The sequence below is a fragment of the Pusillimonas sp. genome, assembly GCF_029263785.1.
Lineage (GTDB): Bacteria > Pseudomonadota > Gammaproteobacteria > Burkholderiales > Burkholderiaceae_B > Pusillimonas.
The window spans coordinates 17,891-38,751 of sequence record NZ_JAJUFE010000019.1 but is presented as its reverse complement, the minus strand read 5'-3'; the positions used below and the strand labels follow the sequence as shown (position 1 = coordinate 38,751).

The 20,861-nt window shown below is 59.0% G+C and carries 15 protein-coding genes; 14 read left to right on the top strand and 1 reads right to left on the bottom strand.

The window, feature by feature from the left end; translation table 11 throughout:
- The 9 genes from Q1J88_RS07055 to Q1J88_RS07015 all read left to right on the top strand — a co-directional run.
- On the top strand, positions 1-1,230 hold a 1,230-nt coding region (locus Q1J88_RS07055; protein ID WP_301116894.1), incomplete at its 5' end, for a thiamine pyrophosphate-dependent enzyme.
- A 10-nt stretch (positions 1,231-1,240) separates the two neighbouring features.
- Positions 1,241-2,791: an indolepyruvate oxidoreductase subunit beta family protein gene (locus Q1J88_RS07050; protein WP_301116893.1), complete on the top strand. Its 1,551-nt coding sequence runs from the start codon at positions 1,241-1,243 to the stop codon at positions 2,789-2,791.
- Between the two features lie 44 nt (positions 2,792-2,835).
- Positions 2,836-4,164 carry an aromatic ring-hydroxylating dioxygenase subunit alpha gene (locus Q1J88_RS07045; protein WP_301116892.1) on the top strand — a complete coding sequence of 443 codons (1,329 nt, stop codon included), beginning with the start codon at positions 2,836-2,838 and terminating at the stop codon, positions 4,162-4,164.
- Positions 4,161-4,655 carry an aromatic-ring-hydroxylating dioxygenase subunit beta gene (locus Q1J88_RS07040; protein WP_301116891.1) on the top strand — a complete coding sequence of 165 codons (495 nt, stop codon included), beginning with the start codon at positions 4,161-4,163 and terminating at the stop codon, positions 4,653-4,655. Before Q1J88_RS07045 ends, Q1J88_RS07040 begins: the two co-directional genes overlap by 4 nt.
- Before the next feature lie 15 nt (positions 4,656-4,670).
- A complete protein-coding gene (locus Q1J88_RS07035) occupies positions 4,671-6,299 on the top strand; it encodes an AMP-binding protein (RefSeq protein WP_301116890.1) in 1,629 nt (542 codons plus the stop codon).
- Positions 6,296-7,471, top strand: a complete 1,176-nt coding sequence (locus Q1J88_RS07030) for a thiolase family protein (protein WP_301116889.1) — start codon at positions 6,296-6,298, stop codon at positions 7,469-7,471. The genes Q1J88_RS07035 and Q1J88_RS07030 overlap by 4 nt, the downstream gene beginning before the upstream one ends.
- A complete protein-coding gene (locus Q1J88_RS07025) occupies positions 7,468-8,709 on the top strand; it encodes an SDR family NAD(P)-dependent oxidoreductase (protein WP_301116888.1) in 1,242 nt (413 codons plus the stop codon). The genes Q1J88_RS07030 and Q1J88_RS07025 overlap by 4 nt, the downstream gene beginning before the upstream one ends.
- A 32-nt stretch (positions 8,710-8,741) precedes the next feature.
- On the top strand, positions 8,742-9,557 hold the full coding sequence (locus Q1J88_RS07020) for a cyclase family protein (RefSeq protein WP_301116887.1): 816 nt from the start codon (positions 8,742-8,744) through the stop codon (positions 9,555-9,557).
- A complete protein-coding gene (locus tag Q1J88_RS07015; protein WP_301116886.1) occupies positions 9,554-10,282 on the top strand; it encodes an SDR family oxidoreductase in 729 nt (242 codons plus the stop codon). The genes Q1J88_RS07020 and Q1J88_RS07015 overlap by 4 nt, the downstream gene beginning before the upstream one ends.
- Here the strand turns inward: Q1J88_RS07015 and fghA are convergent.
- Entirely contained in the window at positions 10,279-11,142 is an 864-nt protein-coding gene (gene fghA / locus Q1J88_RS07010; protein ID WP_301116885.1) for an S-formylglutathione hydrolase, read from the bottom strand. The genes Q1J88_RS07015 and fghA overlap by 4 nt on opposite strands.
- Before the next feature lie 138 nt (positions 11,143-11,280).
- Between fghA and Q1J88_RS07005 the strand changes: the two genes are divergently transcribed.
- From Q1J88_RS07005 to mlaE, 5 genes are all read left to right on the top strand, one after another.
- Positions 11,281-11,979 (top strand): hypothetical protein, encoded by a 699-nt coding sequence (locus tag Q1J88_RS07005; protein ID WP_301116884.1) that lies wholly within the window; start codon positions 11,281-11,283, stop codon positions 11,977-11,979.
- Positions 11,980-12,356: 377 nt separating this feature from the next.
- Positions 12,357-17,075 (top strand): glutamate synthase-related protein, encoded by a 4,719-nt coding sequence (locus Q1J88_RS07000; protein ID WP_301116883.1) that lies wholly within the window; start codon positions 12,357-12,359, stop codon positions 17,073-17,075.
- 11 nt (positions 17,076-17,086) lie between these two features.
- Positions 17,087-18,550 carry a glutamate synthase subunit beta gene (locus Q1J88_RS06995; protein WP_301116882.1) on the top strand — a complete coding sequence of 488 codons (1,464 nt, stop codon included), beginning with the start codon at positions 17,087-17,089 and terminating at the stop codon, positions 18,548-18,550.
- 680 nt (positions 18,551-19,230) lie between these two features.
- A complete protein-coding gene (locus tag Q1J88_RS06990) occupies positions 19,231-20,064 on the top strand; it encodes an ABC transporter ATP-binding protein (protein ID WP_301116881.1) in 834 nt (277 codons plus the stop codon).
- Positions 20,061-20,846, top strand: coding sequence for a lipid asymmetry maintenance ABC transporter permease subunit MlaE (mlaE, locus tag Q1J88_RS06985; protein WP_301116880.1), 786 nt, complete (start codon positions 20,061-20,063; stop codon positions 20,844-20,846). The genes Q1J88_RS06990 and mlaE overlap by 4 nt, the downstream gene beginning before the upstream one ends.
- The last annotated feature ends 15 nt before the right edge of the window (positions 20,847-20,861 follow it).

Genomic DNA, 20,861 nt, shown 5'->3' with positions numbered 1-20,861 from the left:
GAAGCCTTGCCAGTCATCGACGTCGCAGAAGAACCCAAGTCCGATGTATCTGCCAGGTCGACGGCTACCGCCACCGCAACCGGCACCATGCCCGAAATGGAAGAAGACGGCGACATTGCCGTTGAAGAAGACCAGGGGCCGCTGGGCAACGGCACGGCCGCCAATGGGCATGCAGCCCCGGCTGTGGTGCCCCGAGTCCAGCCGATGAAGGTGGATCAGGTGTCACGCAAGCCGTCGGTGCAGCCCATCAACTTCCAGAAAAAGGTCAGCCAGCTTGCCGAAGTCGTTCCGCCGCGTCCCGCCGGTTTCTGTACGGGCTGTCCGGAACGTCCGGTGTTCTCCGCTCTTTCGCTGGCCCAGGAAAAGCTGGGCGAGCACCATATCGCCTGCGACATCGGCTGCCACCTGTTCTCGATTCTGCCGCCGTTCAACCTGGGTGCCACAACAATGGGCTACGGCCTGGGTGCCTCCAGTGCTGCAGCTTTCAATGTGCCGTCTTCAAAGCGGTCGATCTCGATCATGGGCGATGGCGGCTTCTGGCACAACGGTTTGTCATCAGGTATTGGTAACGCCGTCTTCAACAAGTACGACGGCGTCATCATCATCATCGACAACTACTACTCTGCCGCCACGGGCGGACAGGATGTCCTGTCGTCCCGAGCTGAAAACAAACACCGCTCGACCAACAATCCCATTGTGGATGCAGTAAAGGGAGTAGGCGTGAAATGGGTGCGCGTGCTTGACCGTACCTATAGTGTGTCGAAGGTGCAGGCCACCATCGAAGAGGCACTGACTACGCCCGAGAAAGGTCCCAAGGTCATTATTGCGCAGTCCGAGTGCATGCTGAACAAGCAGCGCCGGATCAAGCCGCAGTTCCGGGCTGCCGTCAAAGAAGGCAAGCGCGTTGTGAAGGAGCGGTTTGGTGTCGACCCCGACGTCTGTACCGGCGACCATGCCTGCATACGGCTTTCGGGTTGCCCATCGCTCACCATCAAGGACAGCGGCGACCCCCTCAAGGAAGACCCCATCGCCCACGTCGACAATACCTGCGTGGGATGCGGAAACTGCGGCGAAGTCGCACACGCAGCCGTGCTGTGTCCCTCGTTCTACCGGGCCGATCTCATCCATAACCCGACCCAGTGGGACCTGTTCAAGGCCAAGATCCGCAAACGCGTCATCGGATTCCTGCAATCCCGCCGCACCCAAAGACTGAACCAATATTCGTTCTAAGAGCTCATCCATGACAAGCATTCAACTTAAACCGGGCACGCCCATCAAAATCGCCATTCTCGCCATGGGCGGTCAGGGCGGCGGCGTCCTGGCTGACTGGATCGTCGATATGGCCGAGCACGCCAAGTGGTGGGCTCAGACGACATCGGTGCCAGGCGTGGCCCAACGCACCGGCGCCACCATTTATTACGTAGAAATGATTCCCGAGGCCAACGTCGAGGCTGCAGGCCGGCAACCTGCCCTGGCGCAAATGCCCACCCCGGGAGACGTTGATCTTGTAGTGGCCGCCGAACTGATGGAAGGCGGGCGCGCCATCCAGCGCGGGCTCGTCACGCCTGACCGCAGCACCCTGATTGCCTCGTCGCACCGCAGCTATGCGGTGGGCGAAAAGTCGGCGCGCGGCAATGGCATCGCCGATTCGAACAAGGTCATCGAGGCCGGCGAGGCAGCCGCCAAACGATTTATTTGTGTCGATCTGCAAGCCCTTGCCGACCAGGCGGGCAGCGTCATCAGCGCCAGCCTCTTTGGAGCAATTGCCGGCAGCGGCACCCTGCCGTTCAGTCGTGAAGATTTCGAAGAAACCATCCGTCGCGGCGGAGTGGGCGTCGAAGCCAGTCTGCGCGCATTTGCCCTGGGCTTCGATGCCGCGGCCAATGCACCCGCCACGCCGGAACGCATCGCCACTGAAAGGCCATTGCCCGCCGTACCCGACACGGCACCTAGCCCTCGTGTCCGCAAACTGCTTGACGATTTGCGCCAGAACTTTCCGGCGGCTTCCCAGCCAATGCTCGTAGCCGGTTTGCGCCGCGTCATCGATTTTCAGGACCCGGCATACGGCGCCAAATATCTGGACCGTGTCCGCACTTTGCGCAACCTTGATGCCGAGCATGGCGGCGACGCCAAGAACTGGGCATTGACCACTGCGGCTGCGCGCTATGTTGCCGTTGCCATGGCATACGACGACGTCATTCGCGTAGCCGATCTCAAGACGCGTGCGGCCCGCTTTGACCGGGTACGTGACGAAGTCGGCGCCAAGGACGATCAACTCCTGTACACCACCGAGTACATGCACCCCCGCGTCGAAGAACTGTGTGGCACCATGCCCGCGCCTTTGGGCCGATGGGTAGAAAACTCAAAGATGGCCAGCGGTTTCCTTGAGCGCTTCTGCCGCAAGGGCCGGTTCCTGCAAAGTGGAACCCTCTCGGGCTTTCTGATGCTGTACACACTGGCAGGCATGCGCCGTTTCCGTCGCAGCACCCTGCGTCACCGCATTGAAGTTGCCAGTCTTGAAGCGTGGCTGCGACTAATCCAGGAGACTGTTCCGGTCGATTACGACCTGGCCGTTGAAATCGTCAACTGCCGTCGCCTGGTCAAGGGCTACAGCGACACGCACGAGCGCGGCGAAAGCAAATATCGTCGGCTCATCGCCGCTGCGGCGGGTTTGCGTGGGCGGCCTGATGCCGCACAACGCTTGCGCGAATTGCGTGAGGCTGCACTGGCGGATGACAAGGGCAACAAGCTTGACACAATGCTGGCCGAAGACCTGAAGCTCGCCGCCTGATCGGACTTCTGCCTGCTGACCGAGCCATTTTTAAAGAGGCACCCATGAGCTATCGCGACAATCCTGAAGCTATCCAGGCGCTGGTGCGTCCTTCCGAGGTACACCGCGACCTGTTCATCGACGACGAAATATTCGCGCTCGAAATGGAGCACCTGTTCGCCAACACCTGGGTCTACGTTGGCCATGCCAGTCAAATACCCAATCCGGGCGACTACTTCACCACCACGGTGGGCGACCAGCCGGTAGTCATGGTGCGTCACAACGACAATTCGGTTCGCGTCCTGCATAACCGCTGCCCACACAAGGGGGTCATGGTCGTCAATGACCCTTGTGGCAACACCGGCAAGTTCTTCCGCTGCCCGTATCACGCCTGGTCGTTCAAGACTGACGGCTCACTTCTGGCGCTGCCCCTCAAGCGTGGATACGACCCCGATCACTTCAAACAGACTGAAGCGGCCGGCGGTATGGCGCAGGTACAGAACGTGCGCAACTATCGCGACTTCATATTCTGCCGCCTCAATCCGGAAGGTCAGAGCTTCGAAGAGTTCTTTGGCGAATCGCTAAGTACCATCGACAACATGATCGATCGCTCGCCGGAAGGCAAGCTCGAGGTAGCCGGCGGAGTATTGCGCTACATGCATGACTGCAACTGGAAGATGCTGGTCGACAACCAGACAGACACCTGCCATCCGATGGTCGCGCATGAGTCCTCGGCCGGTACTGCGGTACGTGTCTGGAACGAAGCCCCCGAAGGCACGCCCAAGCCCATGGCCGTCGAGCAGTTTGCACCGTTCATTTCCAATTACGAATTCTTTGAGGGCATGGGTATTCGTGTGTGGGAAAACGGCCACGGCCATACGGGAGTCAGCGATTCCATTCACGCGGCGTACTCCGATATCCCCGGCTATGCCGAGAGCATGGTCGCTGCATATGGCGAAGAGCGGGCCAAACAGATTCTTGGCGACGTGCGCCACAACACCACCTACTTCCCCAACATCATGGTAAAGGGGCCGATTCAAACGCTGCGCATCTTTAAGCCGCTGGCAGCCAACAAGACGCTGGTGGAATCGTGGACGTTCCGTCTGGTGGGCGCTCCGGACAAGCTCCTTGAACGTACCCTGATGTACAACCGTCTGATCAATGCACCCACTTCGATGGTCGGCCATGATGACCACGAAGTTTACGAGCGAGCACAGCACGGCCTGCATTCTCGCGGGCTCGAATGGGTGAACGTGGCACGTCTTTACGACCCTGACGAAGTGAACCGCAAGAACGAGGTCACGAACGGAACGAACGAGTGGCAAATGCGTAACCAGTACCGTGCATGGGCCCGCTACATGACAGCGAGCATGAAACAGAAGGAGACAGCATGAGCGGCTTCACCGATCAGCAACTGATTGATTTCGTTTACGCTGAAGCGCGCATGCTCGACGAGCAGCGCTTCGAAGAGTGGCTCGACCTTCTTACCGAAGACGCTTACTACTGGATGCCACTGGCGCACGACCAGGAAGATCCGCGCCTGCATGCTTCGTTGCTGTACGAAGACAAGCTGCTGCTGCGTGTTCGCATCGAACGTCTGGCTGGTCAGCGCACTTTCTCGCAACAGCCGCGCAGCCGCAGCCATCATTTGCTCGCACGACCCGAAATCGAAACCTCTCACCCCTGGCATGCGCCCGAAAAGGGACAGTACACTGTCCGCGTCGCCTTCCATTACGTTGAAAGCCGCCTCGATCAGCAAACACTTTTTGCCGGGTGGTCGACATTCGAGCTGCTTGATGTCGAAGGCTCACTGCGCATCAAGCTCAAGCGGGTCGACCTCGTCAACTGCGACGCGGCCATGCGAAGCATTCAACTTCTTATGTAACAAAGGGGCAGCGTCTTGTCGTCAACCGTCTATCAGGCATTTGTAGAAACAACGAGAAATTGGCCGACCAACCCCTTTGTACAGGTACTGCCCGAAACCGCCGAAATCTATAGCATCGCATCAGGCGAACTCAGCTATCAGGGAGCGCTGGCGGCGATTGAAGCCCTGAAAGAGTCCTACGACAAAGCGGGCTACGGTCACGGCCACCGGGTTGGACTTTTACTTGAAAACCGCCCTTCGTTTTTCTTGCATTGGTTTGCACTCAACGCACTGGGCGTTTCGGTTGTACCTATCAATGCCGACCTTCGCGCCGCCGAACTGGAATACCTGGTGGGCCACTCGGAAATCATTCTGGCTGTAGCGCTGAGCTCGCACCACGACGTATTGCGCGCCGCTGCCCAGGCAGCCGGCAGCCCCCTGCAGATCATTGCCAACGACGACCCCCCTCCGCCGGCCACCACGCCGGCGCCTTATGCCGCCCGCACGCCCGACAGCCAAACCGAATGCGCCTTGCTGTACACCTCGGGAACCACGGGTCGACCCAAGGGCTGCATCCTGCCCAACGAGTACTTTCTGCACTGCGGCAACTGGTACGCCGGCGTCGGAGGCCTGGCGAGCCTGCAAGCGGGTAAAGAGCGCATGCTGACACCGTTGCCGCTTGTTCACATGAATGCAATGGCCTGCTCGACCATGGCCATGGTGGTTACCGGCGGCTGCCTGATCCTTCTGGACCGCTTTCACCCCCGTACCTGGTGGGCCAGCGTACGCGAGTCACGCGCCACCGTCTTCCACTACCTGGGAGTTATGCCCGCCATTTTGATGAAGGCACCGGAGGGCCCGGACGACACTGATCATCAAGTGCGCTTCGGCTTTGGCGCCGGTATCGACCGCAGTCTGCACGCAGCTTTCGAAAAGCGTTTCGGCATTCCCCTGCTCGAGGCCTGGGCCATGACCGAAACAGGCTCGGGCGCCGTCATCATTGCCAACCGCGAGCCACGCTTTATCGGAACCAGTTGCTTCGGCAAGGAACAGGACGATGTCCAGGTGCGCATCGTCAATGATGCAGGCGAACCTGTGGGCCCTGATCAAGAGGGCGAATTGCTGGTACGCCACGCCGGAGACAATCCCCGCTTCGGTTTCTTTGCCGGCTATCTTAAAGACCCCCAGGCCACTGACGAAGCCTGGAAAGATGGCTGGTTCCACACCGGCGACATCGTTCGGCGCAACGCTCAGGGCTATCTGCATTTCGTGGATCGCAAGAAGAACGTCATTCGGCGCAGTGGCGAAAACATTGCCGCCGTCGAAGTCGAAAGTACGCTTTTGCAGCACCCGGCCATCAAGGCGGCGGCTGTAGCCGCCGTTCCCGACGCCATACGGGGGGACGAAGTGCTGGCCTGCCTGGTATGCGATCCCAAGCCCGAAGCGTCCGACATGGAGCGGCTCGCGCGTGACATCGTCTCGTGGAGCCTGACCCAGCTTTCGTACTTCAAGGTACCCGGATACGTGGCTTTTGTAGACGCGCTTCCCCTGACACCCACCAACAAGATTCAACGAGGCGAGCTCAAGAAGCTGGCACCCACACTGCCTGGCACGGCTCATTGCATCGACACACGCGACCTGAAAAAGCGGCAGGAAGCACCATGAGCACACGCCGAACCGGCTATGACGGCGTTGTCGCCACGGTTCCCGTGACCGTACCTTATGCCCGTTACTCCATCGACAGTGCGCACTGGTGGCTGGGACGGGCACTGGCAGAATTGATCCGGCAATCCGGAGTTGCCAAGGACGATGTCGATGGCATGTGCGTATCGAGCTTCACTCTGGCTCCCGACACAGCCGTCGGCCTGACTCAGCATCTGGGCATGTCGCCTCGCTGGCTGGATCACATTCCCATGGGAGGGGCCAGCGGCGTCATCGGCCTGCGGCGAGCTGCGCGCGCGGTTCAAAGCGGAGACGCAAGCATTGTGGCCTGCATTGCAGGCGACACCAATCACGTCGACTCCTTTCGTGCCACGGTAAGTCAGTTCTCCCGATTCGCCCAAGACGCCGTGTACCCGTATGGGGCCGGTGGCCCCAACGCAAGCTTCGCCCTTCTGACACGCCATTACATGCGCGAGGCAGGTGCCACCCGCGAAGACTTCGGCAAGCTGTGTGTCGCGCAACGAAACAATGCGCTGCACAATCCCAATGCCCTGATGAAAAGGCCTCTCACACTCGAGCAGTACCTGCAATCGCGAGTCATTGCCGACCCGATTCACCTGTTCGATTGCGTGATGCCGTGCGCGGGTGCCGACGGCTTCCTGGTGATGACCGAAGACCGGGCACGAAGCCTCAAGCTGCCATTTGTGCGTATCCTGTCAACGATCGAACGACACAATGCCTGGAAAGAAGACGCTATCCAGATGCGTGGCGGCTGGACGGTGGATCGTGACGAGTTCTATTCACACGCCAATGTGGGGCCGGAAGATGTCGACCTGATGCAAGCCTACGACGACTACCCGGTCATCAACATGATGCAGATCGAAGACCTCGGCTTTTGCGAGAAAGGCGGCGGCCCGGAGTTCGTGCGCAAGCATACCTTCACTTTCGACGGCAGCTTTCCGTTCAATACCAATGGCGGCCAGTTATCGGTCGGGCAGGCCGGCGCGGCCGGAGGCTACCTGGGAATGGTCGAAACCTTGCAGCAGCTTACCGACACCGCTGGCTCGCGCCAGGTGGCTGACGCTCGAATCGGACTGGTAAGCGGCTTTGGAATGATCAATTACGACCGCGGCCTGTGTACTGCCGCCGCCCTGCTTGCCCGGAGCGACCTATGACAGATCCGTTGACCCGGCCCCGCAAGAAAGACCCGACGGCGCGCACCCGCCAGCCCACGATTCCACCTTCCAGTCGCAGCCGCCGCGCGAAAGGATTGGCGGCGGCGGCAGCCGAGGGCCGTTTTGATTTGCAGGTGTGTCAAGACTGCGGAGCCGTACAGTATCCGCCGCGCGAAGTGTGCCACAACTGTCTTTCGGAGCGTTTGCGCTGGCAGCCAGTCAACCCTTCGGGGAAACTGATAGCAACCACCACGCTGCACCACAGCACCGACCTGTATTTTCGCGAGCGGCTTCCGTGGCGCGTCGGCACCGTGCAATTGGATGCCGGTCCAAGTGTCGTAGCACATATTCATGGTGACTGCGTCGAAGGTGAAACCGTCAAACTCTGTTTAAAACTCGATCGCAGCGGTCAGGCCGTTGTGATTGCGCTTCCTGACAAGGGCACTGCACATATGGAAGACGACAAGACCCTGCGCGAAACGTCGTGCGATCCCAAGTTCCGGCGCGCTCTGGTCACGGATGGGAAATCAGAAGTCGGTATGGCCGTTGCCAAGGCATTGCTCGACGCCGGCGCGACCACTGTCTTTGTGGGCGACCCTACCCCCTGGAGAAAGTCAGCGCCATTTGATGCCCTGTGTAAAGATGACCGCATTCAGGCCCAGGCGCTGGATGTCACAGATACCGATTCGGTCGAGCGGGTCTCACGATCCATCGGCGGCAAGGTCGAAATTCTGGTCAATACCGCCGGCCATGAGCGTGAGGGCGGCCTGCTTTACAACCGCGACATCACACGACTGCAAGATTCTCTCAACACCAATTGCGTGGGCCTGATGCGCCTTGCACAGCACTTTGGGCCAGGCATGGCGAGTCGCGCAGCCGACGGTGTAAACAGTGCTGTAGCGTGGGTGAATATCCTATCCATCTACGCACATGTCAGTTTGCCGTCGCGTGGAATCTGGTCCGCGTCACAAGCTGCAGCACTGTCCATGAGCCAATGCCTGCGAGCGGAGTTTCGACCATCCGGTATCCGTGTCGTCAATATCTTTACCGGTCCTCTCGACTACGAATGGCAGCAACTGACTCCGCCGCCCCGAGTGGCACCAGTCGCCCTGGCCAAGGCTGTCGTCAAGGCATTGCAAGACGGTGTTGAAGAGGCCTACGTGGGTGACGTTGCCCAGGAATTTCGTGCGCGCATGCTCGACAATCCAAAGGTACTCGAGATCGAGCTGGGTGGTTGATGCCGCCTTCATCTGAATCACAAGGAAACACCATGACGACCTCCGTACTGGGCCAGTTCATGTCCGAGCTGCTGGCAGGCAAGATCCGAATCGTCGACCTGACCGAAACACTGACTCCGGATTTCCCGACCATTGTCCTGCCTCCGGAATTCGGGCAAGCCTGGCCGTTTCGAATCGAGGAGATCTCGCGATATGACGAGCGCGGTCCCGCCTGGTACTGGAATAATTTTTCGTGCTCCGAGCACACCGGCACACACTTTGACGCACCGGTCCATTGGATAAGCGGCAAGAACCAACCCAACAACACAGTCGACACCATCCCCATCGAAGCATTCATTGCCGAAGCCTGTGTCATTGACTGCTCGAAGGAATCACGCGAGAACCCCGACTTCCTGCTGACCATCGACTTTGTCGAAAAATGGGAAGCGGTTCACGGTCGCATTCCTGCCCGGTCGTGGGTCTTCATGCGCACCGACTGGTCCAAACGTGACAAGCCCGGTGACTACCTCAATATGGATGATGAAGGCGCGCATTCGCCCGGCCCTGACGCCGACGTTGTTCCCTGGCTGATCAAGGAACGCGACGTTCATGGTTTTGGTACGGAGTCGGTCGGTACGGATGCAGGGCAGGCCCAACATCTTGACCCTCCTTTTCCGTGTCACTATTACATGCATGGCAACAACCGCTATGGCTTGCAGTGCATGGCCAATCTGGATCAGTTGCCACCCAAGGGAGCAGTAATCTTTTCGGCGCCGCTCAAGATCCGCAGCGGCTCGGGCAGCCCACTGAGAGTGTTGGCACTGACGCCCAACAGCCCCTACACACCGAATCCAGGAGACCAGACTTGAGCTCTTCAAATACCGCAATCGTCACCGGTGGAAGTGCCGGTATCGGCGCAGAGATCGTGCGTCAGATGCTGGACGCAGGATACGAAGTCATATCAATGGCAAGGCGTGCGGCTGACTTCACACACGAGCGGCTGCACAATGTACAGGTGGATTTGTCGGATGCCGTTGCCACCGAGCAAGCTGCAGCCGAAGTGTCCCAGCGTTTCGCTGTGACGCATTTCGTGCACAACGCCGGTGTCATCTGGCCCAATCTGCTACCCGACGTAAAGCTCGACGAACTCCAGGGCCTGACACAGATACATCTGGGGTCTGCCATCCAGATCACTCAGGCCTGCCTGCCCGCAATGCAGCAACAACAGTTTGGAAGAATCGTGTTGATGTCGTCCCGTGGTGCCCTGGGCCTGCCCACGCGAACCGCCTATTCAGCAACCAAGGCCGGCATGGTCGGAATGGCCCGTACGTGGTCTCTTGAACTGGCAGCCTCAGGCATTACCGTCAACGTCGTGGCACCGGGCCCCATCCAGACAGATATGTTCTACGACGTCGTTCCCGCCGGGAGCGAACGCGAAGCCAATATTGCCAAGGGCATTCCGGTGCAGCGCTTGGGAAGGGCTGACGACGTTGCCCGCGCCGTGATGTTTTTCTGCGATCCAGCCAACAGTTTCATCACGGGCCAGACACTTTACGTGTGCGGCGGGGCAAGCGTCAGTTCGGTCACTATTTAGGCTTTAAGCTGCTTCGCATGGAAGGCCATATGATCTTCCATAAAGGTTGAGATAAAGTAGTAACCGTGGTCGTAACCTTCATGACGACGCAACGTCAAGGGCTGGCCGGCCGCCTTGCAAGCAGCCTCGAAAGCTTCTGGATATAGCTGCTCGGCCAGGAAATTATCGGCCATGCCCTGATCCACCAGAATTCCGCCGGGGAACGGGCACTGAGATTTTTCCATCAGCAACGAAGCGTCGTATTGCTCCCACTGCTTCTTGTCATCGCCCAGATAGCCCGAAAACGCCTTGTGACCCCAAGGGCATTTGGTAGGTGAAGAGATTGGGGCAAATGCTGATACCGAACGGTATTTGTCCTTGTGCCGCTGTGCCAGCACAAGTGCGCCGTGACCACCCATTGAATGTCCGAATATACCGGCGCGTGTAGCGTCGCCTGGAAGCTCGGTGGTGGCTATACGGAACAGCTCGTCGGCGACGTAGCTTTCCATCCGGTAATGCTTGCTCCAGGGCTCCTGGGTGGCATCAAGGTAAAAACCTGCGCCTGTTCCAAAATCCCAACCATCGTCTTCGCCGGGCACATTGGCGCCGCGCGGGCTGGTGTCCGGCGTCACAAGCATGATTCCATGACGTGCTGCCCACTGCTGAGCACCCCCCTTGATCATGAAGGTCTCTTCGGTGCAGGTGAGCCCCGCCAAATAAAACAGCACCGGCACTTTGACATTGGGATCTGCCGCCGCAGCAGGTGGAATATAGACCGAGAAACGCATCGGCAAGCCGATAGCACTCGAATCATGCTTATAAAAACGCTGCATGCCTTCAAAACAACGGTGTTCGCTCAGCACTTCCAACTTATTGGACATCAACGCCCTCCTAAAAGATTAACGCCGGGAGACGCGCGGGTGTGTAGCAGTTACTACAAACCGTGCACAGCCTCCAATTCAAGCTGTATTATGCAATATTGCCCTTCGGCCTACCGGCCGGCCATAGAAACTTGTGCCATGGCCCGACTCGCGCGCCTTTACGCACCCGATACGCCCCAGCTTATCCAAGTCCGATTCCATCGCGCCTTGGCGTCGGCTCACGAACCCACTCCCTCGGCTACCCTGGATTCCCTTGCCGCATGGTTTCGCGATGCCGCCCTGGAAGAGCGCGTACCGGTTCATGGGTGGACCTTGCTCAATGACCGTCTGGTGTTGCTTGGCAGCCCCGCAGACAAATCGGCCATGTCGCGGATGATGCAGGCCTTTGGCAGGCGATTCGCCGCAAGAATTCTCAAGGGCCGTGCATTTTCCGAGCGTTACCGCAGCGCCTTGCTTCAACCGGGCGCGTGGGTATTGCCAGGACTGGTCTGGCTCGAACATCTGCCGGTGCAACAGGGCTATGTTGACGAGGCCGGCCGCTGGCCATGGTCATCCGCCGCCCAGCATACGGGCCAGGAGGCTCCCGGATCGCGCTGGACAAGCGAGCATTCGGACTACTGGCACCTGGGCAACACGCCTTTCGAAAGACAGGCCCGCTATCGGCGCTTGCTCGAGCAGGGGCCCAGTCAATCTCAAGCCAAACAGATTGAAGGCGCCCTGTTTGGACAATGGGCATTAGGCGACGCACAGTTTTTGGAGCGCATCGGACGGGAATCCACCCGCAGACTGGTTCCAGCCAAACGGGGACGGCCCCGCAAAGAGGTCCCTACGTCATGAGCTTGCTGTTCCCCGACATCGCGAGCACACTGCACTGACGCTCCGTCTGTGATCAAAACAGTGGGTTCTGCGGTGCATTCGCCAGCTTGCACACGCAGAAAAATCACAACACCAAGCGCCTCTCTCATCAAGGGCAATAAAAAAATTACTGTGAGATTCACTACAGTTTTTGCGCAGCGCAGCAATATCTCCCACTGAATAATCGCTTGTTTTTCAAATTTTTAGATGTGTCCCCGATTTTTTAAGGCCAGCTAAACCTCGTAATTATTTAGGGACGCACCCTATTTAAAAACACTTGTCATCAAGGCGGGCGACCGCTATCGTTTTTTCTCATTCCAGTTCGCCTGGCAAGCACCTTCTGTGCAGCGGAGCCCCTAATGAACCATCCCTCGAAAGCAACGCCCGTCGTCATTGACGCCCGGCGCATCGGCCACCCGTCCCCTCAGGGTTTGTATGACCCGAATAACGAGCACGACTCTTGTGGAGTCGGTTTTGTTGCTCACATCAAGGGCCATAAAAGCCACTCGATCATTCAGCAAGGACTCAAGATCCTGGAAAACCTCGACCACCGGGGAGCCGTGGGGGCTGACGAACTCATGGGAGACGGCGCGGGTATTCTCATCCAGATACCCGATGCCCTGTATCGCGAGGACATGGCCGCGCAGGGCGTAGAGCTTCCGCCACCAGACGAATACGGTGTGGCGATGGTCTTTCTTCCCAAGGAAACAGCATCGCGCCTGGCTTGCGAACAGGAACTCGAACGCGCCGTGCGCGACGAAGGCCAGGTCGTGCTGGGCTGGCGAGACGTACCGGTAGACTCCGACATGCCCATGTCGCCTACCGTCAAGGCCGTTGAGCCGGTCATCCGGCAACTTTTCATTGGCCGCGGCACCGACATCATGGTGCCGGACGCCCTCGAGCGCAAACTGTATGTCATACGCAAGACGGCCAGCCATGCTATCCAGCGCATGAATCTGGCGCATGGCCAAGAGTATTTTGTGCCGTCGATTTCCGTCCGCACGGTGGTGTACAAAGGGCTGCTGCTGGCCGGACAAGTCGGACAATACTATCGCGATCTGGCAGATACCCGCGCCGTTTCCGCGTTGTCATTGGTCCACCAACGATTCTCGACCAACACCTTCCCGGCATGGCCATTGGCTCACCCCTATCGGCTCATTGCCCATAACGGCGAAATCAACACCGTCAAAGGCAACTTCAACTGGTTGCGCGCACGTGAAGGAATGATGCAGTCGGCGGTGCTGGGAGACGACCTGGCCAAGCTTTACCCCATTGTTTACGAAGGCCAGTCCGATACAGCCACCTTTGACAACTGCCTCGAGCTCCTGGTGATGTCCGGCTATTCCCTCGCTCATGCCATGATGATGATGATTCCCGAGGCGTGGGAACAGCATGCGCAAATGGACGAAAACCGCCGCGCGTTCTACGAGTATCATGCCGCCATGATGGAACCATGGGACGGCCCGGCCGCCATGGCATTTACCGATGGCCGCCAGATCGGCGCCCTGCTCGATCGGAACGGCCTGCGGCCCGCTCGCTACCTGATTACCGACGACGACCTGGTCGTGCTGGCTTCCGAAGCCGGTACGCTGCCCATCCCCGAACATCGCATCGTCAAGAAGTGGCGCCTGCAGCCCGGCAAGATGTTTCTTATCGACCTGCAGCAGGGACGCATCATTGACGACGACGAGATCAAGTCGCAGTTGGCCAGTGCCCGCCCCTACCAACAGTGGATCGAGCGCCTGCGCATCAAGCTGGAATCTTTGCCCGCTCCGGTGCCAGCGCCCGCTCCTGCACCGACCGCTTCGCTGCTTGATCGTCAGCAAGCTTTCGGCTGGACTCAGGAAGACTTCAAGTTTGTGCTGCAGCCCATGGCTGCCAACGGCGAAGAAGCCACTGGCTCGATGGGTAACGATGCGCCGCTTGCCGTGTTGTCGAACCGTTCCAAACCTTTCTACAACTATTTCCGGCAGCTGTTCGCTCAGGTCACCAACCCTCCTATCGACCCCATTCGCGAACAGCTTGTGATGTCGCTGGTGTCTTTCATTGGTCCCAAGCCCAATCTGCTTGACATCAACAATGTCAATCCGCCTCTGCGCCTCGAAGTCAGTCAGCCTGTTCTGGACTTTGCAGCCATGGCCCAGATCCGCAATATCGAGCAGATCACCGGCAACAAGTTCCGCAGCATCGAGCTGGACATCACCTATCCCGTAGCCTGGGGCGCGCAAGGTATCGAAGCCTGTCTTGCGGCCCTGTGTTCCAACGCGGCCGATGCCGTACTTAGCGGCTACAACATCCTGATTGTCAGCGACTACAAGGCTGACGCCGAACGTGTGGCGATTCCGGCCTTGCTGGCTACATCGGCCATTCACCTGCACCTTATCCGTGAAGGGCTGCGGACTCGCACCGGCCTGGTCGTCGAAACCGGCTCCGCACGCGAAGTACATCACTTCGCCCTGCTCGGCGGTTACGGAGCCGAGGCCGTCCATCCCTATCTTGCGCTCGAAACACTGGCCACGCTGCCAGAGGGCGACAAGGCCATCCAGAACTACATCAAGGCCATCGGCAAAGGGCTCAACAAAGTAATGTCCAAGATGGGCATCTCGACCTACATGTCGTACACAGGTGCCCAGATTTTTGAGGCCGTCGGCCTGAATTCCGCCCTGGTTGAAAAGTATTTCACCGGCACACCCAGCAACATCGAAGGTATCGGCATATTCGAAATTGCCGAAGAGGCATTGCGCGTTCACCGGGCCGCCTTCAGCGACGATCCGGTACTGGAAAACGCGCTGGACGCCGGAGGCGATTACGCTTTCCGGGTGCGGGGCGAAGAACACATGTGGAACCCCGACTCCATTGCCAAGCTCCAGCACTCCACACGGTCCAACAACTATTCCACCTACAAGGAATACGCCCAGATCATCAACGACCAGTCGCGTCGCCACATGACCCTGCGCGGTCTTTTCGAGTTCCGTGCCGACCCTGCCCAGGCCATTCCGCTGAGCGAAGTCGAACCGGCCAAAGAAATAGTCAAGCGCTTTGCAACGGGCGCCATGTCGCTCGGCTCCATTTCGACCGAAGCTCACAGCGTTCTTGCCGTGGCAATGAACCGTATCGGTGGCAAGTCGAACACAGGCGAAGGTGGTGAAGATGAGCTGCGATATCGCCCTGAAATGCGTGCCGGAAAAAGCACCGTCAAAAAGGGAGACACACTGGCCTCGATTTTGGGCGCAGAACGCGTGGAAGCCGATGTACCCCTTGCCGCGGGCGACTCGCTGCGTTCGCGCATCAAGCAGGTGGCCTCGGGCCGGTTCGGTGTTTCCGCCGAATACCTGACCAGTGCGGATCAGATTCAGATCAAGATGGCCCAAGGCGCCAAACCCGGCGAGGGCGGCCAATTACCCGGTCACAAGGTATCTGAATACATCGCCAAGCTGCGCTATTCCGTGCCCGGCGTCGGCCTGATCTCGCCCCCGCCACACCATGACATTTATTCGATTGAAGATCTGGCCCAGCTTATTCACGACCTTAAAAACGTCAACCCGAAAGCCGCCATATCGGTCAAGCTCGTTTCTGAAGTCGGCGTGGGCACAGTAGCCACGGGGGTCGCCAAAGCCAAGGCAGATCACGTCGTCATTGCCGGTCACGACGGCGGCACGGGCGCTTCGCCGGTTTCTTCAATCAAGCACGCCGGCACGCCGTGGGAGCTGGGCCTGGCTGAAACCCAGCAGACCCTGATCTTGAACAACCTGCGCAGCCGCATCCGCATCCAGGCCGACGGTCAGATGAAAACCGGCCGGGATGTGGTCATCGGGGCCCTGCTCGGTGCAGACGAGTTTGGCTTTGCCACCGCTCCGCTTGTAGTCGAAGGCTGCATCATGATGCGCAAGTGCCACCTCAACACCTGTCCCGTGGGTGTGGCAACACAAGACCCCGAGCTTCGCAAGAAATTCACGGGCAAGCCTGAACATGTAGTGAACTATTTCTTCTTCGTTGCCGAAGAAGTGCGCGAGATCATGGCTCAACTGGGTATTCGCAAGTTCGACGACCTTATCGGCCGCGTCGACCTCCTGGATACCCGCGCCGGCATTGAGCACTGGAAAGCGCAAGGACTCGACTTCTCGCGTGTCTTCCATCAAGTAAAGTCGGACTCGCCCCTGCGACAGGTTGACGACCAGGATCACGGCCTTGCCTCGGCGCTCGACCATCAACTCATCGAACGCGCACGCCCCGCGATCGAGCAGGGCGAAAAGGTGTCATTCATCACGCCAGTTCGCAACCGCAACCGGAGCATTGGCGCCATGCTGTCGGGCGTTGTCGCAGCACGTTACGGGCACGAAGGCCTGCCTGACGACACGATTCACATTCAATGCAATGGCACTGCCGGTCAAAGTTTTGGCGCGTTCCTGGCCCATGGCATTACCCTGGATCTGGTCGGCGAAGGCAACGATTACGTTGGCAAGGGATTGTCGGGTGGACGCATTATCGTGCGCTCTCCCAACGACTTCCGTGGCTACGGCCCCGAACACATCATTGTCGGCAACACGGTGCTGTACGGCGCGCTTAGCGGCCAGGCCTACTTCAGCGGCGTGGCCGGCGAGCGCTTCGCAGTACGAAACTCAGGCGCCTCGGCAGTCGTCGAAGGTACCGGCGACCACGGTTGCGAATACATGACAGGCGGTACCGTTGTCGTGCTGGGTGCCACCGGACGCAACTTCGCCGCCGGCATGTCGGGCGGCGTAGCCTACGTATGGGATCCGGAAGGCACCTTCATGCGCTACTGCAACCTGTCCATGGTGCAACTTGAAAAAGTGCTTAGCCATCACGAACAGCTTGAAGCCGACGAGAAAGAGTTCTGGCATTGTCCCTCGCGCGGTGCCGAGCGCGAAACCGACGAATCCATCCTGCGGCGCCTGATCGAGGAGCATTACCGTTACACCGGCAGCTTCCGAGCCCGCGACATCCTCAGCGACTGGAACCGCTCGCGCCAGGCCTTTGTCAAGGTCATGCCTTATGAATATCGCCGCGCCATGAAGGAACTGTGGGCAGCGGAAAACCTGCAACAAGTCGCCGCCTGAGGAAGAACGCAATGGGCAAGATTACTGGTTTTATCGAGTTTGAACGCGTGCACGAAGTCACAGAGGCACCACTTACGCGTGTCAAGCACTGGAAGGAATTCGTCCAGTCACTTAACGACGAACAGGCCAAGATACAAGGCGCGCGCTGTATGGACTGCGGCATTCCATTCTGTACTACGGGCTGCCCAGTCAACAACATCATTCCTGACTGGAACGATCTGGTCTACCGGCAGGACTGGCGCGCAGCGCTGGACGTGCTGCATTCCACGAACAACTTCCCGGAATTCACAGGCCGAGTCTGCCCAGCTCCCTGCGAGGCAGCGTGCACGCTGAACATCAATGACGATCCGGTAGGCATCAAGTCGATCGAACACGCGATCATCGACCACGGCTGGCTCAATGGCTGGGTACAGCCACAACCTCCCAGCCGCAAGACAGGCAAGAAGGTCGCCGTGGTCGGATCGGGTCCTTCGGGCCTCGCCTGTGCCCAGCAATTGGCGCGCGCGGGGCACGCAGTATCCGTGTTCGAAAAAAGCGATCGCATCGGAGGCCTTCTGAGATACGGTATCCCCGATTTCAAGCTGGCCAAGTCCCACATCGACCGCCGACTGGCACAGATGGAAGCCGAGGGCGTCGAGTTTCATCCTTCCACCTATGTGGGCAACCCGGCTCACGCCGCTGATGGGCTGACCGTACGCACGCCAGAGTCGCTTTACGAAGAGTTCGATGCCGTGGTGCTGGCCGGCGGATCTGAAACCCCGCGTGACCTGCCGGTACCCGGCCGCGAACTGAAAGGCGTCCATTTCGCGATGGACTTTCTGCGACAGCAAAACCAGGCCAATGCAGGTGCTCGAGTTGAAGATCAGATCTCGGCCAAGGGTAAGCATGTAGTGGTTATCGGTGGCGGAGATACGGGATCTGATTGCGTGGGCACCAGCATTCGCCAGGGCGCAGCTTCCGTCACCCAGTTCGAGCTCATGCCACAGCCGCCGGCATCTGAAAACAAGGAACTCACCTGGCCTTACTGGCCACTGAAACTACGCACTTCATCGTCGCAAGAAGAAGGTTGCGAGCGCGATTGGGCTATTTCAACGGTGGCGCTCGAAGGCTCGGACGGCCAGGTCCAGAAGCTCGTTGCGGTACGGGTAGACTGGAGTCGCGATCCTGCCACCGGACAAATGAAGATGCGCGAGATCAAGGATTCCCGCTTCGACATGCAGGCTGACCTGGTGCTTCTGGCGATGGGCTTTGTGTCGCCTGTGCAAGAGGTTCTCAACGCATTCGCTGTCGACACCGACGCTCGAGGAAACGCTCTGGCCGATACAGAGCGCTACGCAACCTCGGTACCCAAGGTGTTCGCGGCTGGTGACATGCGGCGCGGTCAATCGCTCGTGGTCTGGGCAATTCGCGAAGGCCGTCAGTGTGCCCGAGCCGTCGACGAGTTCCTGATGGGAAGCACTACGCTGCCTCGTTAAGCTCTGCGAGTTGCCTTGCTTTGGCAGGCTGCGACTCGTCTGGCTCGAAGACTCGTGTGCGGACTGCCACCACCGCTCCTTCCGTGCGCGGTTCGCGCCCCTGCCCTCGGATAGAGCTGCTGCGTCTGGATTGGGACTAGATTGAGTTCGTTCAACGGCGCGCCTATGAGCCGCCGTAGCTCTTTATCCATACCGGACCCTAATTCACCTCCAGAGTAGCGTCGTATCTGATTTGGACGAACCGCCGTCTCCCAACCTGCGGGACGACATAAACGCCTAAGTGTTGAAACATTTAAGGACCACAACCAGCCCTAAAGTATGAAAGTCGCGCCACACGAAACCGGATCCCCTGTGATGTGGGGGAGGCCTCAGGCAGACGTTGTCGGGAGAGCCAGGCGCCGCTGAAGGGAGCGCGAAGGCGCTGACGAAGCGGACAGGCGGGCCGGAGGCCGACCGGCGCTGACTGCCCGAGGCCTCCCCCACAGCGCAGGGGCGCCCTTAAAACCCAGACAACACACCTCCAATACCCAACCAAGCGAGCACACCGCGATATCAATCCAGGCCCATCCACACCGATATCGCATAAAACAAACAAATCCCCTCACCGAAAACAACAGAACAAAACCCGTTCCCATAGAGTCACGATACAATGCCCAGTTGATCATCAGGCCCGCATTTACATGGAACCCCATTCGAGCCAAAACCCGGAACAGCTACTTGATTTTTCAGGCGTAGCCCTTGGCTACGGCGATTTCACCGTGCTGCGCGACATCGACTTACAGGTCCAGCGAGGACAGGTCGTTGCCATGATGGGCGGCTCCGGATCGGGCAAGACCACACTGCTGCGCGGCGCCACCGGCCAGATTACCGCCCAACAGGGCCGCATCACAGCCTTCGGCCAAGACGTCGCAAAAGCCACGCCAGACGAACTTCGCAAGCTTCGGCAGCGCATGGGCGTGCTGTTTCAGCAAGGTGCCCTGTTCACAGACCTCAACGTCTTCGAGAACGTCGCCTTCCCACTGCGCGAACACACACAGATATCCGAAGACCAGATCGTAGAATGCGTCCTCGACAAACTTAATGCCGTCGGCCTGCGCGCTGCCGCCCACTTGAAGATTTCTGAAATCTCCGGCGGCATGGCGCGTCGTGTCGCACTGGCCAGGGCAATCGTCCTTGAGCCCGAACTTATCTTGTACGACGAACCGTTCGCCGGTCTTGATCCAATTTCATTGGGAATCACAGCCCAGCTCATCCGTGACCTGACCGACCGCCTCAATTGCGGCTCCATACTCATCACACATGATGTCATCGAGTCCTTCGCGATAGCAGATCAGGTTTACGTCGTAGGCCAAGGACGCCTGCTGGCATCAGGCTCGCCAGCCACCCTGTCAGAATCCACCAACCCCTATGTTCGGCAATTCCTGGATGGCCAGCCCGATGGCCCCATCGCCTTCCATTACCCCGAGACACAGGCCTTCAAGCAGTGGCTGGGCCAGCAGCGAGGCCGGCCATGAACCCCGTTAATGCAATTCGGGCAATCGGTGCCTGGGTCGTCAATTTCATCTTCGGTCTAGGTGCCTTCGCGCGCCTGCTATGGCTGATCCTGGCGCGCAGTGGCGCCGCCATTCGACGCCCCGGCCTTGTGTCGCAGCAAGTGCACTTCATTGGGAACTACTCGCTGATCATTATTGCGGTTTCCGGCCTCTTTGTCGGCTTTGTACTAGGCCTGCAAGGTTATTACACCCTTAACCGCTACGGATCTGAAGAGGCATTGGGCTTGCTCGTGGCCTTGTCCCTGACCCGCGAGCTGGGGCCCGTCGTCACAGCGCTGCTGTTCGCTGGACGTGCAGGCACATCGCTTACTGCCGAAATCGGCCTCATGAAAGCCGGCGAGCAGCTTTCTGCCATGGAAGTCATGGCGGTCGACCCCGTACGCCGGGTCCTGGTGCCAAGGTTCTGGGGCGGCGTCATTGCCATGCCCATCTTGGCGGCCGTCTTCTCCATGGTAGGCATTATCGGCGGCTGGGTCGTAGGTGTACTGCTTATTGGAATTGATCCCGGCGCCTTTTGGTCGCAAATGCAAAGCGGCGTGGACGTATTCAAGGACGTAGCCAACGGCGTTATCAAGAGCTTGATATTTGGCATCGCCGTCACGCTCATCGCGCTTTACGAAGGCTGGAATGCCCGCGCCACGCCTGAAGGAGTTGCCAAGGCCACCACTCGCACCGTAGTCAGCGGTGCGCTGGTCGTACTGGGCCTGGACTTCCTGCTAACCGCTCTCATGTTCAGCAATTAACTCGGAACAACCATC